At 57.1% G+C, this 2,005-nt stretch carries 2 protein-coding genes and 1 pseudogene; 1 reads left to right on the top strand and 2 read right to left on the bottom strand.

Features of this window, described 5'->3' with window-relative positions:
• A partial coding sequence (locus HUW43_RS03595) for an IS3 family transposase (protein WP_188236134.1) occupies positions 1 to 520 on the top strand: 520 nt, incomplete at its 5' end.
• A 6-nt stretch (positions 521 to 526) separates the two neighbouring features.
• On the opposite strand, the gene HUW43_RS03590 is transcribed toward HUW43_RS03595, so the two are convergent.
• Together HUW43_RS03590 and HUW43_RS03585 are read right to left on the bottom strand one after the other, a co-directional pair.
• On the bottom strand, positions 527 to 1,282 hold the full coding sequence (locus HUW43_RS03590; RefSeq protein WP_054588701.1) for an MlaE family ABC transporter permease: 756 nt from the start codon (positions 1,280 to 1,282) through the stop codon (positions 527 to 529).
• A gap of 355 nt (positions 1,283 to 1,637) precedes the next feature.
• Positions 1,638 to 2,005 (bottom strand): annotated as a pseudogene (locus HUW43_RS03585) (TolC family protein); the annotation flags it as partial.

Below are 2,005 nucleotides of genomic sequence, written 5' to 3'. Positions count from 1 at the left end.
CGTGCTCGATCGCCAGTTCACGGCAGACAGGCCGAACCAGAAGTGGGTGGCCGACTTCACCTATATCTGGACGGCCGAGGGATGGCTCTATGTTGCTGCGGTGATCGACCTGTTCTCGCGCCGGGTGGTCGGATGGTCGATGACTCCCAACATGACAGCCCAGCTCGTCACCGATGCGCTGATCATGGCGATCTGGCGGCGCGGCAAGCCCGATGCTCTCCTGCATCACTCGGATCAGGGCAGCCAGTATACCAGCGAGCAGTTCCAGCGGCTCATGGCCGACAATGGGGTCACCTGCTCAATGAGCCGGTCCGGCAATGTATGGGATAATGCCGCCATGGAGAGCTTCTTCTCCTCGCTCAAGACCGAGCGGATCGGGAAGAAGATCTACCGCACGAGGGCGCAGGCGAAGGCCGACGTGTTCGATTATATCGAATGCTTCTACAACCCGACCCGGCGTCACTCGACCTTGGGTTACCTCAGTCCTATCGACTTCGAACGTGAAGCTGGGGTAGCCTGAATGAACTTATCTCGGTGTCCACCAAACCGGCAGCAGGCCACCCATCACCTTCATTGCCTGCGTCTCTTGATTCATTCGCATTGCGCCGATCTGGGCCGCGAAAGTGGAAGCGGACCGACCGGCAAGTAGTATCGCGGGAATGAGGACGCCGAACTCGCGGAGGACGGATATGCCAACCAGTTCGACGACCAGTTCCGATGCACCCAATGTCTTGAGCAGATCGCTTCCTATGAGAGCCACCACTGCGCCGATAAAGAATGTCATGATCGCTATGAGTGGCAGCGCATCGAAGCCGGCCTTCTGAATTGACGACGCCAGTGCGATCAATCGCATCCTTTTGGGATGTGCAAGAGATTTCATGAGCGCCACCTCAAGTTGGCCGAGAAATCGAGCGCTTGCGCCGATTTCCTGGACAGCTCGATAAACTTTTTGGCCAAGACGCACGTGAAATGGGGGAGTTTTGATTGGCGGGACATCGCGGTCGGCCATGGCCGAGCCCACCAGCGCGAACAGATCAGCAAGATTGGCGGGCAGGTCTGCGGTAAATGCCGCATTGGGTGCGAGAGTCAGGATGGCGAGCGCGCCTGCGCTGTCTATCCTTCCCAGGTTTCCGAAGTCGCTTGAGAAGGAGAGGTTCGAGGGACTCAGAACATGCCCGGAAAGGCCTGCGATCGACATCGCTGTCCAGTCACCTTCAACGACCAACGTTGAAATGCCATCTCCTTCGCGAACGAAGATGTTCGGTGCTGTGCGCGCATTCATCGCAGCAAGTCTCCAACCGGTGTCGGGAGAGCGGATCGCCCGTGGCAACTCCCTCTCCCATAACCCGTCATCGAGCGGATCATGCCAGCAAGCGGGACCACTGACCCCACACATTTAACCATGCCGATCCACACATCGCGCCTTGCCTCAATGACATTATGTAAACGTCACCGTAGCGTTATATCAGGTCGCTTGCAAGGAGTATGCTGCGCACAAATCGGCCGACAGATCGTTTGAATAAGCACAGGATACTCTTGCTAAGGTTAGATAAAATTGTCAGTTGAAATCCCTATGAGATTCTTTCTGAACCGATATCGCACCTTAGAGTTCATATTAACGACACTCGTAGGTGACATTAAATCTTTGCTTGCACTTGCCATCCCAGGCCGAGTGATTTTTGCAGGGCGATCCATGACAGCGTGAGCGCCGCCTTTCCCCGGACGAGGTCGGTTGCCGCCTGCTGCTGTTTGCGAAGCGTGCGATTTAGGTCGGCGCGCGAGATCACTCCGCCGGCAAATCGTTGTCGATCAAGATCGGCTGCGCCATCTGCCTGGGACTTGATCTGCGCGAACGCCACCAGGGCAGAGCGCTGCTGGCTAAAGCGCGACAACGCGCGCTCGGCGTCCTGAAGTGCAGAAAGCACCGTCTTTCGATAGTTGGCAACTGCCTCGGCGTAAGCGGTGTTTTCAGGCCACGGCTGTCCAAGGCATGAGCTCGCCCACG

The sequence above is a fragment of the Sphingopyxis sp. LK2115 genome (assembly GCF_014595975.1).
GTDB lineage: Bacteria > Pseudomonadota > Alphaproteobacteria > Sphingomonadales > Sphingomonadaceae > Sphingopyxis.
The sequence above is the reverse complement of the archived record's forward strand: the minus strand, read 5'-3'. Positions and strand labels throughout refer to the sequence as shown.